This is a genomic window from Chitinophaga lutea, from assembly GCF_003813775.1.
Classification (GTDB): Bacteria; Bacteroidota; Bacteroidia; order Chitinophagales; family Chitinophagaceae; genus Chitinophaga; species Chitinophaga lutea.
Genome location: NZ_RPDH01000003.1, coordinates 800,093 through 820,555 on the forward strand (window position 1 = coordinate 800,093; position 20,463 = coordinate 820,555).

20 protein-coding genes are annotated in these 20,463 nt (G+C 54.3%); 10 read left to right on the forward strand and 10 right to left on the reverse strand.

Features of this window, described 5'->3' with window-relative positions:
• Positions 1-294: 294 nt before the first annotated feature.
• Both EGT74_RS26345 and EGT74_RS26350 read left to right on the forward strand, forming a co-directional pair.
• Positions 295-3,321 (forward strand): SusC/RagA family TonB-linked outer membrane protein, encoded by a 3,027-nt coding sequence (locus EGT74_RS26345; RefSeq protein ID WP_123849593.1) that lies wholly within the window; start codon positions 295-297, stop codon positions 3,319-3,321.
• A 12-nt stretch (positions 3,322-3,333) separates the two neighbouring features.
• Positions 3,334-5,025 carry a RagB/SusD family nutrient uptake outer membrane protein gene (locus EGT74_RS26350; RefSeq protein WP_123849594.1) on the forward strand — a complete coding sequence of 564 codons (1,692 nt, stop codon included), beginning with the start codon at positions 3,334-3,336 and terminating at the stop codon, positions 5,023-5,025.
• A gap of 99 nt (positions 5,026-5,124) precedes the next feature.
• Here the strand turns inward: EGT74_RS26350 and EGT74_RS26355 are convergent, their stop codons facing one another.
• Both EGT74_RS26355 and EGT74_RS26360 read right to left on the reverse strand, forming a co-directional pair.
• On the reverse strand, positions 5,125-5,559 hold the full coding sequence (locus EGT74_RS26355) for an Hsp20/alpha crystallin family protein (RefSeq protein WP_123849595.1): 435 nt from the start codon (positions 5,557-5,559) through the stop codon (positions 5,125-5,127).
• Between the two features lie 110 nt (positions 5,560-5,669).
• Positions 5,670-6,440, reverse strand: a complete 771-nt coding sequence (locus EGT74_RS26360) for a lysophospholipid acyltransferase family protein (protein ID WP_158618308.1) — start codon at positions 6,438-6,440, stop codon at positions 5,670-5,672.
• A gap of 163 nt (positions 6,441-6,603) precedes the next feature.
• Here EGT74_RS26360 and EGT74_RS26365 point away from each other — a divergent pair, with 163 nt between their 5' ends.
• The gene (locus EGT74_RS26365; protein ID WP_158618309.1) at positions 6,604-7,230 is read left to right on the forward strand and encodes an AraC family transcriptional regulator; all 627 of its coding nucleotides are present in this window, start codon (positions 6,604-6,606) and stop codon (positions 7,228-7,230) included.
• A 221-nt stretch (positions 7,231-7,451) separates the two neighbouring features.
• Here EGT74_RS26365 and EGT74_RS26370 read toward each other — a convergent pair whose 3' ends face one another.
• The 4 genes from EGT74_RS26370 to EGT74_RS26385 form a co-directional block, all read right to left on the reverse strand.
• Entirely contained in the window at positions 7,452-7,997 is a 546-nt protein-coding gene (locus tag EGT74_RS26370) for a CAP domain-containing protein (protein ID WP_123849598.1), read from the reverse strand.
• A 554-nt stretch (positions 7,998-8,551) separates the two neighbouring features.
• The gene (locus EGT74_RS26375; RefSeq protein ID WP_123849599.1) at positions 8,552-9,112 is read right to left on the reverse strand and encodes a flavin reductase family protein; all 561 of its coding nucleotides are present in this window, start codon (positions 9,110-9,112) and stop codon (positions 8,552-8,554) included.
• 47 nt (positions 9,113-9,159) lie between these two features.
• Entirely contained in the window at positions 9,160-9,630 is a 471-nt protein-coding gene (locus EGT74_RS26380) for an SRPBCC family protein (RefSeq protein WP_123849600.1), read from the reverse strand.
• 130 nt (positions 9,631-9,760) lie between these two features.
• A complete protein-coding gene (locus tag EGT74_RS26385) occupies positions 9,761-10,840 on the reverse strand; it encodes a DUF695 domain-containing protein (RefSeq protein ID WP_158618310.1) in 1,080 nt (359 codons plus the stop codon).
• A 108-nt stretch (positions 10,841-10,948) separates the two neighbouring features.
• On the opposite strand from EGT74_RS26385, the gene EGT74_RS26390 reads away from it, so the two are divergent.
• From EGT74_RS26390 to EGT74_RS26405, 4 genes are all read left to right on the forward strand, one after another.
• Entirely contained in the window at positions 10,949-11,611 is a 663-nt protein-coding gene (locus EGT74_RS26390) for a class I SAM-dependent methyltransferase (RefSeq protein WP_158618311.1), read from the forward strand.
• 44 nt (positions 11,612-11,655) lie between these two features.
• Positions 11,656-12,537: an AraC family transcriptional regulator gene (locus tag EGT74_RS26395; RefSeq protein ID WP_123849603.1), complete on the forward strand. Its 882-nt coding sequence runs from the start codon at positions 11,656-11,658 to the stop codon at positions 12,535-12,537.
• Positions 12,538-12,677: 140 nt separating this feature from the next.
• The gene (locus tag EGT74_RS26400) at positions 12,678-13,085 is read left to right on the forward strand and encodes a DinB family protein (protein ID WP_123849604.1); all 408 of its coding nucleotides are present in this window, start codon (positions 12,678-12,680) and stop codon (positions 13,083-13,085) included.
• Position 13,086: 1 nt separating this feature from the next.
• Positions 13,087-13,386 (forward strand): DUF1330 domain-containing protein, encoded by a 300-nt coding sequence (locus EGT74_RS26405; protein ID WP_123849605.1) that lies wholly within the window; start codon positions 13,087-13,089, stop codon positions 13,384-13,386.
• Between the two features lie 24 nt (positions 13,387-13,410).
• On the opposite strand, the gene EGT74_RS26410 is transcribed toward EGT74_RS26405, so the two are convergent.
• Positions 13,411-13,641, reverse strand: coding sequence for a hypothetical protein (locus tag EGT74_RS26410; RefSeq protein WP_123849606.1), 231 nt, complete (start codon positions 13,639-13,641; stop codon positions 13,411-13,413).
• Between the two features lie 455 nt (positions 13,642-14,096).
• Here EGT74_RS26410 and EGT74_RS26415 point away from each other — a divergent pair, with 455 nt between their 5' ends.
• From EGT74_RS26415 to EGT74_RS26425, 3 genes are all read left to right on the forward strand, one after another.
• Positions 14,097-15,743, forward strand: a complete 1,647-nt coding sequence (locus tag EGT74_RS26415) for a sensor histidine kinase (protein WP_158618312.1) — start codon at positions 14,097-14,099, stop codon at positions 15,741-15,743.
• Positions 15,744-15,750: 7 nt separating this feature from the next.
• Positions 15,751-16,812 (forward strand): response regulator, encoded by a 1,062-nt coding sequence (locus EGT74_RS26420; RefSeq protein ID WP_123849608.1) that lies wholly within the window; start codon positions 15,751-15,753, stop codon positions 16,810-16,812.
• A 94-nt stretch (positions 16,813-16,906) separates the two neighbouring features.
• Positions 16,907-17,674 (forward strand): universal stress protein, encoded by a 768-nt coding sequence (locus EGT74_RS26425; RefSeq protein ID WP_123849609.1) that lies wholly within the window; start codon positions 16,907-16,909, stop codon positions 17,672-17,674.
• A 6-nt stretch (positions 17,675-17,680) separates the two neighbouring features.
• Here EGT74_RS26425 and EGT74_RS26430 read toward each other — a convergent pair whose 3' ends face one another.
• From EGT74_RS26430 to EGT74_RS26440, 3 genes are all read right to left on the reverse strand, one after another.
• Positions 17,681-18,280, reverse strand: coding sequence for an SRPBCC family protein (locus tag EGT74_RS26430; RefSeq protein ID WP_123849610.1), 600 nt, complete (start codon positions 18,278-18,280; stop codon positions 17,681-17,683).
• A 227-nt stretch (positions 18,281-18,507) separates the two neighbouring features.
• Positions 18,508-19,221, reverse strand: a complete 714-nt coding sequence (locus EGT74_RS26435) for a DUF4998 domain-containing protein (protein ID WP_123849611.1) — start codon at positions 19,219-19,221, stop codon at positions 18,508-18,510.
• Between the two features lie 17 nt (positions 19,222-19,238).
• Positions 19,239-20,456 (reverse strand): DUF5000 domain-containing lipoprotein, encoded by a 1,218-nt coding sequence (locus EGT74_RS26440; protein WP_123849612.1) that lies wholly within the window; start codon positions 20,454-20,456, stop codon positions 19,239-19,241.
• Positions 20,457-20,463: the final 7 nt, after the last annotated feature.

Sequence of the window (20,463 nt, forward strand, 5' to 3'; positions counted from 1 at the left end):
CGCGTCTGTGAATTGTACGCGGGAAATTTTTAAATGTCGCTGAAACGCTTTATAGGAGGGGGATAGCGGCGGAATACGGTCATGCCGGATGACGATGAAATACAGCGAAAACGGTTTCGTAAAAATCGCCGCGCATGTGTATAAAACCCTTTAAATTACCGTTATAATTACTTGCATATCAACCAGAAATCTGATACAATAACATAACAATACCTTTCATTCCACATAACGATCCGATAACAAGGGGTTGTTTTCTTTGTCTTCTTTATTACGTAAACAAATCAATTGCTTTACATGAACAAATTTTACCTCAACAAGCGTAAACTGCCGGTGGTTGTCGCTTCCCTCGTTTGCGGTACTTTCTTCGTCGAGGGTCACGCCTATGCCTCGTATGCGCCCGGTACCGCCATGGCTGTGCAGCAGCAGCAAACCATCACGGGCACCGTCCGGGATGCGGCCACGGGCCAGTTGCTGGCGGGTGCCACAGTTGGCATCAAAGGGATCGCCAGAACCACCAGCACGAATGTAAAGGGCGAGTTTTCACTCGCTGCGCCGGACAATGCCACTTCACTCGTGGTGAGTTTCATCGGGTATGTAACGCAGGAAGTGGCGCTGGCGGGCAAAACGCAGGTGAATATTGCGTTACAGGCATCCGCTACGGACCTCACGCAGGTAGTGGTGGTAGGGTACGGCACCCAGCAGAAAAAAGATGTGACCGGTTCGGTGAAGTCGCTGAAAGCGGAAGCATTCAACAAAGGCATCATCAACGCTCCGCAGGAATTGCTGCAGGGCAAAATGGCCGGCGTGAACGTGACCTCCGTGAGCGGTGAGCCGGGCGGTTTGCTGGGCGTAACGGTACGCGGGCCGGGTGGTATCCGCACGGGCAGTACGCCCTTGTTCGTGATCGACGGGCTGCCGCTGGATAACGCCAGCACTGGCGGCGGAGATCCGCTGAACTCCATCAACCCGCAGGATATCGAGTCCATCGACGTGCTGAAAGATGCGTCGGCCACCGCCATTTACGGTGCGCGCGGCGCGAACGGCGTGATACTCATCACCACCAAAAAAGGAAAATCAGGCGCTTCCAACCTGCAGCTTTCTTCCAACATCGGCTTCTCCAGAATAGCAAGGGCGCTGCCCGTGCTCACGGCGGCGGAGTTCCGTACGGAAGTGCCCAAACTCGGCGGCACGCTCGACGATAAGGGCGGCAATACCGACTGGCAGAAAGAAGTGTTCCGCACCGCTTTTACGCAGAACCATAACGCGGCCCTGAGCGGCGGCACCGAGAAACTGGTGTATTACGCTTCGTTCGGGATGCAGCGCCAGGAGGGTATCATGAAGAACAATGAAATGACGCGCTATACCGGCCGCTTCAACGCCACCCAGAAATTCTGGGATAACGACAGGCTGGTGGTGGATGTGAACCTCGGCGTGACCAATACCAAAAATCTCCGCCCGCCCATTACTTCGGTGATCGGCGATGCGATCAGCAACAACCCCACTTACCCGGCATATGGTCCGGATGGCAAGTGGGCCAAATACCAGAACCTGACCAACCCGCTGATGTACTTCGACCTGGATTATGAACTGGGCAACATCACCCGCATCACCGGGAATATCTCTCCCTCGCTCCGCATCATCAAGGGGCTGGTGTATAAACTCAACTTCGGCATAGACCACTCCAACAGCAACCGCGACATCGTGTCCAAAGCCAACGCGGTTCCACAGCGCGACGGCCGCCTCGAAACCTGGTATAACTATAACAGGAACACACTGATCGAAAACTATATTACGTACAACTACGAAAGCGGCGTACATAATCTGTCCGCACTGGCCGGCCACTCTTACCAGAAGCTGTTCATCCAGGGCCGGAACACGAGCATCAACAAATTCCCCATCGGCCCCATCGATCCCATCTACAACCCCGGGCTGGGGCAGGAGCTGACCCTGGGCGCCAACGCCCCGGGCGGGTATGCGCAGACGAATGAACTGCAATCTTTCTTCGGAAGGATTACATACCAGTACGACAGCAGGTACCTGGCTACCGTGAACTTCCGCATGGACGGTTCTTCCAAGTTCGGGGCCAATAACAAGTACGGTTATTTCCCGTCTTTCTCCCTCGGCTGGCGCGTATCTGAAGAACCTTTCCTGAAAGGCTCTTCCGTGGTGAGCAACCTGAAGCTGCGGGCAGGCTGGGGCCAGACGGGCAACCAGGAAATTCCCGCGAAGATCACCCAGGCCCGCTACCGTTCGCAGGTGGGCGGAGGTTACAGCTATCCGCTGTATCCCACCGGTCCCGCTATCGCCGGTACGGCATTCGCCCGCCTCGCCAACCCGGACATTCAATGGGAAGTATCCAAACAAACCGATGTGGGTATCGATTTCGGTTTCCTGAACGGTTCGCTGTCCGGTACGGTGGATTATTTCCACAAGATTTCCAGCAACATCCTGCTGCTCGTGATCGCCGCCGACCCCGTTTCGCCCACGGCTGACTACTGGACGAACGTGAAAGACATGACGATCACCAACAAGGGGCTGGAAATAGACCTGGACTACCGGAAAACGCTTTCTTCCGGCTTCGGTTTCAATGTGGGCGGCAATATGACGTTCATCAGCAATGAAGTGAAAAAATCGCCGTTCAAGGTCATTCCTTCCGGCACTGCTACCGGCGCCGGCCTGACCTCCGCCACTATCAACGGTTATGTGAATGGCGAACCGATCGGCACCTTCTTCCTGAAAGAATGGAGCGGTTTCGACGCCAACGGCCTGAGCACCTACCGCGATACGAACAAAGACGGCATCGTGAGCGACGAAGACCGTATCGCGGCCGGTACCGCGCTGCCCGACAAAATGTACAGCTTTTACGGTGGCGTGAACTACAAGGGACTGGATCTGACGTTCAACTTCAACGGCGTGGCCGGCAACAAGATTTACGACAACACCGCGAACGCCAATTTCTACAAACTGCGTTTATCGAAGAATGTGAACGCTACCCGCGAAGCGCTGAAATACCCGGAAGAGTCGGTGAACAACGCCGCTCCCGTGAGCACCCGCTACCTGAAAGACGGCGCTTTCCTGCGCCTCAACAACGTTACGCTGGGATACAATTTCAATACACGGTCCCTGGGCATCAACAACTACATCAAAACGCTCCGCCTGGCTGTAACCGGCCAGAACCTGTGGGTGTCTACCAAATACGACGGGTACGATCCGGAAGTGAACGCGGATAAACAGATCAATGGCGTATACTCCTACGGCATCGATTTCATGAGTTATCCGAAAGCCAAATCCGTGCTTTTCAGTTTAAATGTTTCATTCTAAGCGCTAACACACATGAAAAAGATACAATCCTACATACTCCTCGCTTTTGCAGGCATCGCGGTGACCTCCGGCTGTACGAAGCTCAACGAAGAGGTGCTCGACGAAATACTGATCACGCAGCAGACGGAAAAAGAAGTGGCGGAAGGGGTGACCTCGGCCGCTTACGCGAAGCTGCCGGACATCTGGCAGCACACCACCTATTTCGCGCTGCAGGAAATCTCCACGGATGAAGCCATTCTTCCGTACCGTGGCGGTACGGACTGGGGTGATAACGGGATTTATTTGTCCCTGCACCGGCACGAAACCACCAGCACCGATCCGAATGTGCGCAATACCTGGAATCACATCTTCCAGGGAATTTCGAGGGCATTCACCGCTATGGAAGCGTTAAAGACCAATAAGGACCCGAATGCGCCCCTCTTCCTGGCGGAGGCGAGGGGGATCGCGGCGTATTATTCCATGCTTTCCTTCGACCTGTTCGGCCTGGTGTTCGTGAAAGAGGATGCGGAAAAAACATCCAAAATACTGCGCGGCACCGAAGCGCTGGAATACATCAAATCCGAACTGCTGGCTATTGAGCCCGTTGTGGAAAGCACCACGGGCCCGGGCCGCATCACCAAGGGCGCCGTTTGGGGCCTGCTGGCGCGCCTGTATCTCAACGCCGCCGTGTACCGCGACCGGTATGCCGCCACTTTCGACTTCAAGAAGGAAGATATGGACAAGGTGGTGGAGTATTGCGACAAGATCATCTCCAGCGGCCAGTACAGCCTTTCTCCCGAATATTTCGCCCTCTTCGACGATGCGAACCATACCAACAAGGAACTGATCTTCGCGGTAGACCAGCGCGCGGATCTGAACGGGCATAACCGTATGGCGTATTTTTCCCTGTCCGGCGACATGTTCCCGCTGCCCGCCTATACCGGCGCCAACGGCACCGACGGGCCGGCCATTACGCCCGACTTTTACCGCGCCTGGGCCAATTCCACCGCACCGCTGGACCCTGCACAGGCAGACGGCCGCTTCTTCAAGCAGAACCTCTCCATTTACACCAATCCCAACGATTCCTGTGTGGAAGCGTCCAAGTTCAACATCAACCGCGGCATCCTCCGCGGCCAGCAATACGGCCTTGTCCGCCAGGGCGGGGTGTTCCTGAAATGCGATAACGGGTTTATGAAATTGCGGAAGCTGGTGCACGATACCCGCAGCAAACCGACGCTGCTTGTTGACTTCACCGAGCAGGTAGACTTCACCGTGCCCGGCAGCAACTATAATTCAGGCTACCGCGTGTCCAAATACGAATTCAGCAAAACCTCCGTGAGCGGCCGTAACTTCGGGGAGCACGACATCGTGATCCTCCGTTTGGCGGATGCTTACCTGATGCGCGCCGAGGCCAAACTCAGAAGAGGTGATGCCGCCGCTACCGCGCTGGCGGATGTGAACACGGTAAGGGCCTCCAGGACCGCACGCATCGTGCCCGCGCCGCTCACCACCATCAACCTCGATCTGCTGCTGCGCGAAAGAGGGTTTGAATTCTACTGGGAATCGCAGCGCCGCACCGATATGATCCGTTTCGGTAAATACGAAGGCACCTGGACGGAAAAGAACAACACCGATAAACAGAAAAGGATCTTCCCGATCCCCCAAAGCCAGATCGATGGCTCCAGCATTCTGCCGGGTTACCTGGTACAGAATCCCGGTTATTAGTCTACAGGTCGGTTGAAAAACAGTAAACGTGCAGCTGCATCCCGCGGCTGCACGTTTTTTTTGATGCGCGCCACTGCCGGTTCGGGCGCGCCTTTTTTGTTATCCTATTTTTATTTCCTTGGTCGCTTTCGTTTGTTGTTCGCTTTTCGGAATCGTGAGTTTTAATACGCCGTCCGTATAGCTGGCCTTGATCTCTCCGTCTTTCGTATTGTCCGGCAGCTGGAAAGAACGGGTGAAGGCGTTGTAGCTGTATTCCCGGCGGCTGTATTGTTTGCCGTTGTCGGTCGATTCCTGTTGGGTTTCCGCGCTGATGGTCAGCGTATCATCTTCCACGTTTACTTTGAAGTCTTCTTTTTTAAAACCCGGCGCCACCACGTCGAGCTGGTAGCTTTTTTCATCTTCCGAAATATTTACGGCCGGCAATTGGGTACGCTTGGAAGAAAAATCAGGGAAGAAACTCTCCAGGTTCAGGAAGTCACGCCACGGGTCGTTGGCCGGGAATGACCTGTTCCGTCTTGCAAGGTTTGTGTTCATGGTAGTAATTTTTGTTCCGGGGAAAAACGCACAAAATGTGTTCCTGACCGCGCCTCCCGCGCTGCCGCGGGGATGTGCCCGGGCAGGTGCGGAAATTCGTCCACACAGTGTTACTGCTGTTTCCACCGGCGGTGCGTCCACAGCCAGTACTGCGGGTTTTCGCGGATGTCTTCTTCCAGGTATTCCGTGAATTTGTGCGTGATTTCATAAGGTAGTGAAACAGCGGGGGCATCGCAGATCAGGCGAAACGAGATTTCCCAGTCTGCGGGCCCCGCTGTTTTTTTGACCGATGCATAAACCACGGTTGCACCGGTCGTTTTGGCCAGCCTTTCCGCGCCGGTGATGACGCGGGTGGGCTGGTGCAGGAAACGGACCGTATGCGCCTCATTGGGCGGAAACTGGTCAGACACAAGAATGTAGGCGCCCGCCTGCGCTTTTTTCGTGAGCATATGCCTGCCCACCTTGTGCATGGGCAGCAGGCGGAGCCCGAACCGGGACCGCAGCCTTTGCATCACCCGGTTGAAAAAAGCGTTGGAGAGGGGTTTGTATACGGCGTAGAGGTTAAAGTTGAAATAACGCGGCAGAATGTTCAGGCTCTCCCAGTTGCCGTAATGCCCCAGCATGATGATGATGTTCTGCCCCTTCGCATGGAATTGCTCCAGCAGTTCCGGGTTTTTGACCCTGACCCGGTTTTTCATCTTCCGTTCCGATACGAAAAACATCATGCCCATTTCAAGGAATATCCGGCAGAAGTGGCGGTAGAAGCCGGCCGCCACCTGGCTGATGTCTGCATACGATCTTTCGGGAAACGAGCGGGAGAGGTTTTGCAGCACCACCGCATAGCGGTAGCGCAGAATTTTATATAACACAAAGTAAAGCATGGCATATATGTTAAAGGAACGCGAAATTACCCGCGACATAGGGGGAATGTCCCTGAATGCCGTTATGTTGATGACGCGCTGCTGCTATTTTGTACAAAGAGACGACAATCCGGCGGCAGCGGGTTGCAGAAAACGGATTAAAACTTGTGTAAAACGGATTTTTATGGATACAGCGTACAGGAAAGGCAGGAATGAAGGGTTATATGCCGGCAGCGATGCGATACAGGCGCAAGCGGCCCATGCGGGACCGCTTATGGGACAAATGGCCAGGGGGGTGGAAGGCAGGCCGTACGAGGAAAAAGAAAACCTGCCGGTTACGCCGCGTATGCAAACGCTGATCGACGAGATGCTGCAGTTTCGCAACGATGGCGGGTGGCAGCATCTCTACCTGCAGGCCAAAACACTGGAACTGCTGGCACTACAGTGCCAGCAGTTGGAAAACACAGCAAACAAACCCCGTGGCCTGCGGCCTGATGAGATCGGAAAAGTGCACCAGGCCCGCGAAGCCTTGCTGTGCGATATCCAGCATCCTCCGTCACTAACGGCGCTTGCACGAATCGCGGGACTGAATGAATACAAACTGAAGACCGGGTTTAAGGAAGTGTTCGGGAATACCGTTTTCGGTTACCTGAAAAACTACCGGCTGACGCTGGCCCGGCAACTCCTGCTGGGCGGCGGAAAAACGGCTACGGAAGTAGCGTACGAGACTGGTTATAGTACTTTGCAACATTTCAGTAACGAGTTTAAAAAGAAGTTTGGAATAAGCCCGGGCAAGCTGGGCGGAAAATAAAGTCAGTTCGAATCCGGAAAAAAACAGGTACACCCGCTATTGAAACTTAAGGACCAGTATAAGGATAAACAGGGTTTCACAGGGATAGGGAGGTACAATATAGGTGTATATTTCGCGACTATTAAAAAATCGGGGTGTACCTGTTTTGAGTTTTCATACTACCATAGGCAGATTGTTTAGGTGAATAATCGATGTTCGGATTGTAGGTTTTTCATAGGTAACTATTTGGCGACGGCGAGCTCCTGCGTCCAGAAATTGGCCACTTTGCCCACGGCGGTTTCTTTAATGTCTGCGTTCATCATGGAGAGGCAGTGCGTTTCGCTGCCCATCCAGCCCTCGATCACGGTTTTCTCCGTCAACACGCCCAGCGCCAGGTTTTCGCGGTACATTTTGTAGTAGTATCCCATTTTTTTGATCCGGTCGCCGGCAGTGCTGCCGTTTTTGCCGGTATGGCTCATGTAGCTGCTGTCGCGCATCTCCTTGCTGTGCAGCCAGGCCGCTTTTTCCAGCCTTTCGTTCCAGGTAAGGGGCGGTACGGGCGGCATGTAAGTTTTACCGCAATTGCAACCTTTCGCACGCACTGCGTTGATCATTTCCAGCAGCAGGTCTTTATTGATATTATTATCGAATGCGAATACGGAATCGGGCGCCGCAGCAGCGATGGCTGTGGCTTTCGGAGGTTCCCTCAGTTCGAGGGGTTCTTTTGAACAGCTTGAAAGGACATACGTCATCAGGGCCGCACCAAGGCAGATTGCAATTGTTTTCATGGAAATGGCTTGTAAAAGTGTTGAAAAAATAAGGTCCCTTGCCGCTATCGCAGCTCTTTTGGAGGAACCATCGGAAATCGGGGTGTGGAAAATCCTAACTTGTGGTGTGAGACCGTGATGGTCTTGTTGTTCGTACTTACTTCACTCAATCATTATGACACAAAGATAGATCCGTGGGGAGCCGTAAAAAAGGACGGCTGTCAAAGGATTGGATGAGCCTCATCCTGACACGAACATGGTACATGGACGGAAAACGGTGACGGCCGTCAGCCGGGGAATGACCGCCGTTGGTGATTTTGGCCGGATTTGGGCTAAAGTGCGGTTGTTTCGCAGGGAAAAGGCGGTTGCGGTGCATCTACGGTTGTTTCATGGGGGCGGTGAAGTGGGTATATAATGTAATATGGGGAAACAGGGCAGTTTACACCCATGCTTACGGTTGTTTCATGGTTGCCATGAAGTAGTTATACAATATAATGTGAGGGAAACAGGGCAATGCGGATGACGGGACAGGGCCGCGCCCTGTTGTCCGGAGAACAATCCGGAAGCGAGCCGGTTTATAGATTCCCCCGTTTGAACTTCTCCGGGAACGCCACGTGTTTTCCTGAAATCATAAACACGCCATTGCCCCTGTAATGTACGGTTTTAGGGTATCGGGGGTAAGTGGCGGCCTGCGCTTTCAATACTTCCAAAATGAAAAAGTTATAATCGTCGAGCATCTTCCTGTCTGCCAGCCGGCATTCGAAGTTGGCGTAACATTCTTTGATCCGCGGCGCTTTTACGGTAGCAGCGGGTTCTGCCGTCAATCCGAATTTTCTAAACTTGTTGACCCGTGTGCCGTGGGTGTTGCCGATACCGATGATGGTGCCGATCATATCTGCCGTAGGAATATTGATGACGCATTCCCCGCTTTGGCGGATCATCCCGAAACTGTGATTGGCGGCCGTGATCATACAGCCGATCAGCGATGGGGAAAACTCCAGCACCGTATGCCAGCCCATAGTCATGATGTTGTTTTTGCCCTTGTAGTGCGAACTGACGAGCACGACAGGGCCCGGCTCCAGGAAGCGGCGAATGTCCGATACGGGAAGATCTGCTTTCTTGTAGGGTCTTTTCATGGCAGGCTTTTATCAGTGACGGCAATGGCGGCTTGGCGTAAACTACGCTATTCGATATCCGGCACTTCCGGTTTGGCTTTGCAGTAATCGGCGAAACATTTCAGGATATAATCCCATCCTTCCGGGGAATCCATGCCTTTGAAATATTCCTCCGCGCCTTCGCCGTGCCGTTCAAAATACCGGTGCTCGAATTCCACCGCTTCGGGTAAAAAACGCACACTGACTTCGCTGGCTTTATCGGGGTCCGGTTCCGGTGTACGTTTGGGGCTGATCTGCCAGCTGAAGACGATGTGGTCGCCCGCGTCGAGGTCGATCACCCGGCCCCAGTCGCAGCGGAACCCGTATGGCCCCGTTTCGTGGCAGAAGCCGCCGCGGCAGCCGTCGATGGAAATCTGCTGGAGTTTGTCCTGCGCCCAGGTATATTGCCGGGGCCACCAGTTGTTCAGTTCATGTACAAACCTGGCATATGCCTGCATGGCGGGAATGCCGGTGGAGATATTGCGCCTGATGCTTTTCATACATGGTGTTTTTTGGGTTCCAGAATACAAATATGGTGCCCCGGAGGGCGCTCATGGGGGAATGTTGAACTGATTCACGATCATCCGCCAGGTTGCAGCCGCACTGTAAACGGCATCAGACGTATGCCCTTCACGGGGAGATGTCGAACATATCCATCGTCATCCAGTATTTGTCTTTGAAAATCCTGTAATGGATGGTATGCTCAGGGTGTTGGCGGATGAATGCGGTTGTTTGCCGGGACACTTCGCGGAATTCCCGGCAGGCGAAATATATCATGCGCGAACCGCCGTTTGTTTTGCGGCCCAGGTAAAGCGGCGCGCCGGCCGGTTCGAGCCGGGCCAGCAGTTCGTCTTCCAGCTGGTTCAATAAGTCGAGCGCGGCATTGTTCGGCAGGCCGTTTTCATCATAGGCGTATTCGATTTCCAGCACCAGCAGCCAGGGGTGGGAGGGTTTGTGCTGCCACTGCAGCAGGCTGGTGTTGAGCGCTGCGAAAATGGGCATATTGTATTCGTCTTGCGCCTCCAGCAGCGAAAAAGCGCCGTCGCCGTCCCATTGGGTGTTTTTGTATTTCTCTACGAATTCCGCTTCGCGCCAGGTAAGGTATTCCGATAATTTAGCAACGGGGATCAGGGTGTTGCCGTTGGCCGCGCCAAACCGCATGCTGTCGATCTGCATGCTGGCCGTCAGTTCGCCGAGCGCGTTTTCGAGAAATATCTGGATACCGCTGCCGATGGTGTCCTTATTGTCCTCGTCGTACTCCTGGTGCACGAAGGTGATGTCGATTTCGTCGGGAAATGCATCATCCCCGCTATTATAAAAACTGATATTGCCGGCATTGAACTCGTAGCCGCTCATGCGGATGCCGGTATCGAGGCCGATGGCCGGTTTCAGGGCCGTGAACCGCCAGCCGCGCATTGGCGGTGCGGCAGCAACCAGGTCTTCCGCAAACACAAATGCCTTGATTTCCCCTTCCGCGGAAATGACCAGCTCCGCCGTATCATCGTCGTACATACCGGTGAGGCAATAAAAGTTCTCATTCAGCTGGTGCAGTACCGGGCTCAGTTTGTCAAAAAAAAGCGTTTCGATCTGTTCGCCTTTCCTGACGGTTTTATGGAACTGTTTTTCATGCGCGGCGAACCATTTCCAGAATTCGTCGTAGGTACGGATTTGCACGGGCGCTTTGCCGAAGAGTTTATTGAGAAAGTTCATGGGGCGGCATTTGTACCGGTAAAATACAAATAATCGCAGAGGTTTGTATGTAGCGGTCTTCATCTTGTTGAAATACAGTATATTCGGTCAGTTAAACCCATGGCTGCCATGTTGTATTTTTATTATTTCCTGTATATCGGCTGGCATTGGAATTTTAACCTGGCCTGGTTCGTGATCAGGCACGAAATGGCCGGCGAGCGGCAGTACGGCATCCACACCACCGGCACGTACAATCTGAAAGACGCGCTCTCCAAAGACGACCGCCGGCATGCCACCTGGTACGAGCCGGTGAATTATTACTCCGCCGGTTGGTTGTTCGGCCAGTTGCAGCCCGCCGATATCTCCGTCCATTTTTTAGACGTCGGCTGCGGCAAGGGAAGGGTGCTGGCGATCGCCGCCGCGCATGGCTTCACGAAAATAACCGGCATTGATTTTTCCCCGCGCCTCTGCGCCGCGGCCATGCGCCTCGTTGACGAGTTGCAGGCACGGCACCCGGCACTCTCGGCCGAAGTGATCTGTATGAACGTGCGCGATTATGCCGTGCCGGACACGGTGGGCGTCATCTTTTTGTTCAATCCTTTTACGGACGACATGATGGCCATTTTCATCGCGCAGGTGATGGCCTCCCTTCACCGCCGGCCGCGCCGCCTGAAAGTGCTGTACGCCAACCCGCAGTGCAAAGAACCGTGGCTCGATGCGGGTTTCACCGAAACCGCCGCTTTTACCAAACTGGAGCACCTTAAAGGCAGCGTGCTGGTTTTTGAGCCGTAAGGCCCGCGGAAATTATCCTGCGATATATTCTGTAATTTTGATACATGGAAGCTGATATCCATACGCTTTTTACATCGGGCCTGTACCGGATACTGGATTTTAAATGCCGGTGTACGGAATGCCATACGTCAAAGCCGGAACAGTCCGATACCTTCACCATCAGTTTCGTCAGAACGGGGAACTTCCTGTTTAATGTGTTCCGCAATTCCCTGGATTCCTATAACGGCTGCTTCCTCATCACCAAGCCGGGTTACGACCGTACCGTCACGCATGTGCACACGGTGCCCGACGAATGCACCATCTTCGATTTTTCGGACGGCGCTTACCGGGAGATCCGGGAACTGTACGGTCGCACGCGTTTCTTCCGCAGCAACGACCTTCATTCCACCCTGCTGCAGGCTTCCCCTGAACTGGAGTACACCCATTTTCACATCCTGCAATTGTTGCAGGCCAGGCAGCGCAACCAGCTGCAGATCGACCAGCTGGTGCTGGAAATGGCGCAGCAGGTACTGGGCAGCATTACGTTGTACCGCCCGAACGAAAAGCTGAACGACCGCCTCAAAAAGAACCATCTCGTAACCGTGGAAAGAGCGAAGGCTTATATGAGCGAACGCTTTGTGCAGGACGTTTCGTTACAGGAAGTGGCCGCGCACTGTCATATCAGCCCCTTTCATTTCAGCCGCATCTTCAAATCCTTTACGGGTTGTTCGCCGCATCAGTTCCTCACGGCCATCCGCCTGAAAAACGCCGCCATCCTGTTGCAGAACACCTTTCAGCCGGTGGCGGATATCGGCTTTGCCAGCGGTTTCAACAGCGCCGAGCATTTTGTGGCCGCATTCCGCCAGCGGTATCGCTGCTCGCCCTCGGACTATCGCCGCGCAAGAACTTCGTCTGCATTAAAAACCGATGTCTCATTTTTCAGGTGACGATGCTCCGCACCAGCCTCGCTTTCCGCCCGTCCCATCCATCCATCGCCCGCTGCGCCCGCATTTAAAATGAGCAAGATTCCTTAGTTCCCCGCCGGCCCGCCCCGGTAATTTTGTGCCGTAACCAAACCGCTTATTTTATGAACGCACAAATGCTGGAGACTTTAAAAACTTCACGGCAATTCACCCTCGACGTAGCCGACGCTATGCCTGCCTCAAAATACGGGTTCAAACCTGTGGAGCAGGTGTGGAATTTTGGGGAATTAATGCACCACATTGCCTACGGCATTCACTGGTGGGAACAGAATTATATCCGCATGGAAGAAACGGAATGGGCGCCGCCGGCGCCGGAACGCGGTAAAACAGCCATACGCACAGCCCTGGAGGAGGCGTATTGGGCGCTGGAACAATCCGTCAAGGGCAAAAAAATGGACGAGGCGGCTGTAAACGGCTTCCACAGCACGTTGCACCACATCGCCCATCACCGCGGGCAGGCGGTTACCTATCTTCGCTGCAACCAGATTACACCACCCGAATACGTTTATTAAGATGAAAGTCTATTATGTCAACAGTTACGACATTACCGATCCGGAACTGTTCAGTACTTACCCGCCGGCGGCATTGCCGGTGATGTACCGCTACGGGGCCGTTGTACTGGCGGCGGATACGGAAGGAAGGGCGGTGGAAGGCACGCCGCGGACGATGAATGCCGTGATACAGTTTCCGTCGGAGGAGGCGGCCCTGGCGTGTTATGACGACCCTGAATACCGGGCGGCAAAGGAGATCAGGATACGGTCTACCGCCAATTGTACCATGGTGTTGGTGAAAGAAATAAAAACGGGCCGCTAAGGCCCGTTTTTTATGGTTGGATGACTAGCTCTGGTGTTCGATTTCCTTTCCCAGTAAATATAAGAACTGGGGGTCGAAATCTTCGCGATGGCATAATGGACGGAGGCCATGGCGGCCGTCGTGGGAGAAGTATATCTCCGCCCCGTCTACCTCCACGCTGATGGCATAATACAGGCCTTCCTTGGCAATTTTTACGGGTAATTGCAGGTCTTTGCCATCATAGTTCACATTAATTTGAAATTGCTCCGTGCGCATATAAACAGGGTTTAATGGTAAATCAATATCATAAATTACCAGCAATAAACAGGCCGTAACTTTTCGGGATGTGGTAATGCCGGTGCGCTGGATAAATAATGCCTGCCTGAGTGAATGTCCGTGGTAATATCCACGGCCGCCTCCCTGCGCCCGGAGTGGTTGGATGTGCGGAAGCCATATGCAAATTCGTTTGTGTTATAAAGGTCGTCATTCATGGATATGCGGCCTATGACTCGAAGCACTCACCGGGCTGGTGGGACTGCAATGTTAACCAATTAAAATCAGTTTCAGGCATAACGATCGTCATTTTTCCGGCATGGGGCCCCGGGTACCTTCACCGCGCAAAACAGCCGTAAATGGCCGATGCGGCTGTTTTATTGTTAAGCGCTCGTGTTCAAACCGGCACGTGTTATAAAAAAATACTAGATTTACCTTTACTAACGATTAACAAAACAATGGCGGAGCAGCAAGAAACACAAAGTCTGATCAGTTTTGACGCTTTGTTCAAAAATGCGACCATCGGTATCCTGGTGACGGATGCGCACGGGAAGATCGTGCTGACGAATCCCTTTTTGCTGACGCAGTTCGGGTACGCGGAAGAAGAGCTGGTGGGCCAGCTGGTAGAGAAGCTGATACCGGCCCGTTTCGGTCACCGGCATGTGGGCCATCGTGAAAAATTCCATTCACAGCCCCGCAGTCGTCCCATGGGCGCCGGGCTGGAACTGTTCGGCGTGAAAAAAGACGGTGTTGAAATTGCGGTAGAGGTAAGCCTGGGCGCATACAACACCGGCAACGGCGATTATGTGATCGCGTTTGTGAGCGACATTTCCTACCGCAAGGAATCGGAAAACGAATTGAAACGCCTCAACGCGGAGCTGGAGATGAAAGTGGCGGAACGCACCGAATCGCTTTCGGAAACCGTCAAAAAGCTGGGCGAACAGATGAAAGAGGTGCAGGCGAAAGATTCCGAACTGCAGCGCGTCAACGGTTTTCTCAGCAGCATCTGGAACCACGCGGAAGCGATCATCATCGCCACCGACAATGAAGGCATTATCAAATTGTTCAACCCCACCGCACAGCAGCAGCTGGGGTATACGGCGGAAGAAGTGGTGAACCGCCACAGCCTGACCCTTTTTCACGACGAGGGCGAAGTGGCGGAAAGGGCCGCGCTCTTTTCTTCGCAGCTGAAACAGGAAGTGCTGCCCGGATTCGATACCATCGTGGCCAAAGCCCGCCAGAACCTGCCCAGCGAGTTGGAATGGCAGTACCTCGGCAAAGACGGCAGCCGTTTCCCCGTTACGCTCACCGTATCGGCCCTGCGCGACGGCGATGGGCTCATCAGCGGTTACCTGGGCATCGCCATCGATATTTCGGAGCGTAAACAGGCGGAAAACGAGCTGCGCCTGGCGCTCGAAAAAGAACGGGAGCTCAACGAACTGAAGTCCCGCTTCGTATCGCTGGCTTCACACGAATTCCGGACGCCGCTCAGCACCATTCTGTCGTCCACCTTCCTCGTGTCGCGGTATAAAAGGGCCGAGGAGCAGGAACAACGCGAAAAACATACGCAGCGCATCGTGTCCTCCGTCAATATGCTGACAGACATCCTGAATGATTTTCTTTCCGTCGGCAAGATCGAGGAAGGGAAGATACAGGTGCGGTATGCGGATTTCGACGTGAAACAGCATGTCACCAATATCATTGCCGAAATGCAGGGCCTCCGCAAGGCGCAGCAACTGGTGGAATATCATCACGAAGGCGATGTGCAGCTGTCCCTCGACCCGGCGCTGCTCAAACACATCGTGATGAACCTGCTGTCCAACGCCATCAAGTTTTCCCCGTCCGGCACGCTGATCCAGGTCGATACCCGGTGCGCAGGGCAACAATTCAGCTTAAAGATCCGGGACAGGGGCGCGGGTATTTCCAAAGAGGACCAGCAGCACCTGTTCGAACGCTTTTTCAGGGGCAGCAATGCGGACGATGTGCAGGGCACCGGCCTCGGGCTGCACATCGTGGCCAAATACGCCGAGCTCATGAACGGCAGCATTACCTGTGAAAGCGAACTGGGGAAGGGTACCACATTTACAGTTCTGTTCAACCTATAACTTTTTTATGCCTGTAAAGATCCTAGTCATAGAAGACAATTCCGACATCCGCGCCAACACCGCGGAAATTCTCGAAATGGCCAATTACGAAGTGCTGACGGCCGCCAACGGCAAAGAAGGCGTGCAGCTGGCCATGGAACATAAACCGGACCTGGTGATATGCGACATCACCATGCCGGTGCTCGACGGGTACGGCGTGCTGCACCTGCTGAACAAAAACGAAGAAATGAGCAGTATCCCCTTTATTTTCCTCACCGCCCGCGCAGAACGGTCGGAGGTAAGGAGGGGCATGGAAATGGGTGCGGACGATTACATCACCAAACCCTTCGACCCCATCGAGCTGCTCAACGCCATCGAAGGCCGGCTGAAAAAAGCCACCCGCCTCAAACAGGAACTGACCAAAGATCTCAGCGGCCTCAATACGCTGATGCATACCGTGAACGGGAAAGACCTGCTGGAAGACCTCAAGGAAGGCCGCAACATCAACCGGTACCGGAAAAAAGAAGTGATCTATTCCGAAGGCAACCATCCCGCCTACCTGTTCTTCATCCTCAAAGGCAAGGTGAAAACCTGCAAGCGCAACGACGACGGCAAGGAAATCATCACCGGCCTCTACAACGAAAACGACTTCCTGGGATATACCGCCCTGCTGGAAGCGGGGATTTACAAGGAAAACGCCGAAGCGCTCGAAGAAACGGAGCTGGCCGTCATTCCCCGGGAAGATTTCGAAGAGCTGGCCTTCAACAGCATCGACGTCATGAAAAAGTTCATGCACCTGCTGGCCCGCAACATCGCGGACAACGAGCGGCAACTGCTGAGCGTGGCCTATAACTCCCTCCGGAAAAAAGTGGCCGACGCGCTGCTGTTCCTGAACACCAAATACAACCCGGGCAACAGTGCCCACTTCAGCATAGACATCAGCCGCGATAACCTGGCCGCCGTGGCCGGGGTGGCCAAAGAGTCGCTGATCCGCACGCTGGGCGACTTCCGCGACGAAAAACTCATCGATATCAAGGAGGGCGAGATCCACCTGACCGACCTCCGTAAACTGGGCCGGATGATGAACTGATGATGACCGTCACGTCAACCCTTGTCGGGCATCATTGCTGACGGGGAGGCGGCTACCTAATTTGGCAGTGGAATTAAACCATTGCACGAATTATATGAAAAGGATAGTAGCCGTTGTTGACGCGTTGCATTTCAGGGAAGAGCAACTGGATGCTTTTCAATACGTTACGGGACTGTTGAAGGGGCGGCTAAAAGTATTGTTGCTGGATGGGGAGTCCGGCCGTAACACGCCCGCCCCGGATGCGCCGCTGCCAGACCTCACCGCGCTGCAGCGCGAGTGCGGCGAACGGGGGATAGAAGCGGAACTGCAACGGGGCAGGGGCATCGCCCTGAAAGAGATCGTGAGGGAAAGCCGGTTTGCGGACCTGCTGCTCATTGACCGGGAAACGTCGCTGAACAACCTGTACGACGCGGATGTGCCCGGTTTCATCAAGGATGTGCCGGCCGATGCGCAATGCCCCGTGATGGTGCTGCCGGCGGAAACCGGGCTTTTTAAAGAAGTGGTGTTCACCTACAACGGGAGCTACTCCTCCGTATACGCCATCCGCGAATTCATGCAGCTGTTCCCGCACCTCAACGGCAAAAAGGCCACCGTGATCTATGTCCCCGAAAAAGGCATCCCGATTATCCCGAACGAGCAGCTGCTGAATGATTACCTGCGTTTTTATTTCACCGACGTCACCTTCCTGGTGCTCAACGGCCTGCCGGATGCGGAGATCAGGCGGTACCTGCAGGATAAAAAAGACTGCGTGGCCGTGATGGGCGCTTACGGCCGCAATACCTTTTCCCGTTTCTTTAACCCCGGTAACGCCCGCAATATGATGCGCATGCTCAATGTCCCCATTTTCATCACCCATCCTTAGGCGAGCTTACCGTTCCGCCAGCTTTTTGAACTGGGCCATGGTTTTGAACAGGTTGTTATGAACGATGGGGTCAGACACCCAGCGGGGGATCTTTTTGCTCCGGTCGGTGGTGATGAAATAAGTCACTTTCACGTTGCCGGAATGCATGTTTTCCATCACCCATTTGCCCCGCGTGCCCGTGATGCGGCTCATGCCGTCCGCCACGGGGAAGGCGGCGTTCTGCGTGCTTTCGAAGCTCACTTCGTTGTTCTGGTAATGAAAAGCCAGGCAGGCGTCCTGGTCGTCGAAGGGCCAGGGGATATCGTACTGGATATAACTGATCCACCGGTTTTCTTCCGGCTGCGGCATGATCCGGTAGTCTTTGGCGTTGGCGTTCCATTCTTTGCCGCGCGCCGGATCCTTAAGCAGGCGTACGATGGAAGGGATATTCGTTCTGACGAGGAACACGGCTTTGATTTCCCTCACTTTTCCTGTGGCCGGCGCGTCGATCCAGCGTTCGTACAGGAAGATATTATCTGCCTGTTTAACCAGTTTAAACTCGCCGGCCAGCGGCTGCCGGGCAAACAGTGGCTGTATGAAAAGCGCGCTCATGATGATTAGGTTCATTAAAAGTTTCATTCAAAATGGCATTTAACGCAAAAGTGCGCTCCCGTTGCCGGGGCGCCATCAATTATCCGTTGAATTGTGGAGGAATGCCTTTGAATTGTAGCCATAACGTGTGAACGGGAGCGGTCACGGGCGGGGCGGGAAAAGAAGAAACCGGCCATGGAGGCCGGTTTCGGGTGCTGTTACATAAGCAGGGGAGCGGCCGCCGTTCGGGGTGGCCGCTCAGTCTATTGAACGGGCTGCGTATCGTACACGGTAAAAAACGTGTCGATGGCAGTGGGTACCGGTTTGAATGCGGTCCTGTACCGGATATTGGTGCCCTGTTTATAGTTGGGCAGCAACGTGGTATCGGCGAAGGCGGCCGGTTTGAAGGGGTCCGGCCTTACGGCTATCTCCCGCTTGCTCACCGTGCTGCCGTTGATATGCGTGTACTCGATATCCACCGCAACCGCCTGCGGGCTTATCCCGAACCACGCGATCTGCGCGGATTTGGAAGCGGTGATGTATTTCGCGGTACGCAGCGGCCTGTTGTAGAGGGTAGCGACGTAGTTGGCGCCGTACACCGTACCGATGACGTTTTCTCTCACGGAAGAATGCCCGGCATTGTCGTACGTATACACTTCAAAGGTGTAGATGTTTTCCAGCAGATTGTCGAGCGTTACCCGGATGGTGTCTACCCCGCCGGTGCGCTGCACGGGCACGTTCAGGGAATCCCTCCCGCTGTTCCAGTACACGCGGCATTTGTCGATTTTCGGGTCGGATACCAGCAGCCAGCTGAGGGCCACGCGGTTGCGGCCGGGGAAGGCCTTGAGGGAATCCACCTTGGCCGTGTAGATGATCACCCCGTCTTTCAGGTACGCTTCGTGCCGGTCGTTCATTTTTTCGCACGAGGCAAACAGGCCGCAGGCCAGGATGCCCAAAATATATGTCCTTAGTCGCATGATGCTTGAGTTGATGGTTATTTAATCTGGCCCCAGATGGTCATTTCAGACAGGTGGAAGTGGCCGTAATACCCTTCCACGGATGCCCAGCTGTCGATGTGCTTCCAGGCGATGTACCGTACCGGCGGCGCATCGATGGGGAATTCGTATTCCTGCCCGTTGGCGGCCACCTCGGTGTCTTCGGTGCTGTTGTCGTTGAGGGTGGGCCGGCCGGAAGGTTTGATCATGATCTGTGCGTCCAGCAGGATCCAGCTGTTGGGGTCCGTGGGCGTATTGGTGCCCCAGATTTCCCATTGGTGCGGATTGCCGTGGTTATAGATATACCCGCTCTGGCGCTGCCAGATTTTGTAGCGGCTGAGGCGCGCCTTTACACCAAGGTCCATCGGTATCCAGATGGGCACCTCCTTGTTTTCGGTGGTATGGAAGCCGTTGTTGCCGATGGTGCCGTCGAACATGGCGTCGAATTTCCAGCTCGATAAATTGGTTGGCTCTTTGACGGGCGTGCCGTTTTTGGGCAGGGGCTCGCGCTGGGGAACGGGCCAGTTTTTGCCGCGGCCGTCCTTGATCTTGCCTTTGTCGAGCTCCTCTTCGTAAATCGGCGTTTTTACCACCTGGAGGGTATCGGTATGATTGTTCCAGCGGTCGCGCACAAAAATCCCGAATTTGATAGGCTCGGCTTTCTGGCCGCGCACGGAAAATTTGCCGGAGTCGAGGGCGGTATAGTTGGCGCCGATGCTTACCCATTCTTTCTGGGCTTCGTCCCAGCGAAGCACGCCGATCATGATGTTGGCGTTGTACGGGTTCTGGAAGCGCGTATTGATGCCGCCGAACGATTCCACGATCTGCAGCGAACGCCGCACCGTATCGATGGCGGGCTCAAGCGGCCTCACCCTGATCTCTACCGGGGCGGAGGCTTTTTCGCCGTAACTCACGCTGTACAGCTTCACCGTATATTCGTTCGTGTTACCGAAACCTTCCAGTAAAACGGAACGCTGGTAGAACGATGATTTGGTTTCCCTCTTCTGACCGTTCACTTCATATTCGGCCCGTACATACGCCAGGCTTTTATCGTCGGGCAGCACATAGGAGATCTTCGCCGCACCAGGCAGCGGTTGCGCCGTGGGGTTGCTGACCTGCTTGGGAATGGTGTCGTCTTTTGAAATCGGGGAGAACGTATCTTCCTTGCAGGCATAAATGGCCACGGCCAGCAGGAGCAGGAGGAATAACTGTTTCATAATAGCA